The sequence below is a fragment of the Sedimenticola sp. genome (assembly GCF_050289425.1).
Classification (GTDB): Bacteria; Pseudomonadota; Gammaproteobacteria; order Chromatiales; family Chromatiaceae; genus Sedimenticola.
The window spans coordinates 1-637 of record NZ_JBNKFS010000065.1; the positions used below are offsets into that span (position 1 = coordinate 1).

At 61.7% G+C, this 637-nt stretch carries 1 protein-coding gene; it reads right to left on the reverse strand.

Going from position 1 to position 637, the window contains the following annotated elements; translation table 11 throughout:
- Nucleotides 1–424 precede the first annotated feature (424 nt).
- Nucleotides 425–637 (reverse strand): MOFRL family protein (locus ACQY5R_RS18240; protein WP_428610714.1); only part of this gene is annotated, 213 nt, incomplete at its 5' end.

Consider the following 637-nt stretch of genomic DNA (forward strand, 5'->3'; position numbering starts at 1 on the left):
CAACCAGACCGCTGCAAAAGCCCAGCGTGGTCACGACACCGGCCAGCGGCCCCCGGGCGATGGAGATGGTCAGCACAAACAGATTGTCCGGTCCCGGCGCCAGGGCCAACAGCACGGCAGAGGTGGCAAACAGCAGTAGTGTGGCTGATTCAAACATAGCGATTCCCTCGGTGAGGTTTGATCATAGCAAATCCGGACCGGGACGGGGGTGGCTTTTTGTAGATCCAACCTAGGCTCAACCCCCGTTGGTTGCCCGGGCGAACGGATTACCGGCTGGTGAGGGCAGGCACGGGGGCCTGCCCCTACTCAGGATTGTTTTCTCATTCCCACGCTCCGCGTGGGAATGCATACCGCATACTAACCGCGTGGGCACAAAACCGTGCCTTCCCTACGCAGGAAGGGATCATATAAATGGGCGGCCGGCTCAGTATTTCACGCCGATCATCAGATCCATCACGTTGGTACCTGTTGGCCCGGTATGGATCAGGTCCCCGCTCGCTTCCAGAAAGCGTCCGGAATCGGCCTGGGCCAGGCAGACTTCAGGATCCACACCCAGCTCCCGGCTGCCGCGACTCACGCTGGCGCCATCCACGATAGCCCCCGCGTCTTCGCCCGGCCCGTCTCCACCATCGGTTCC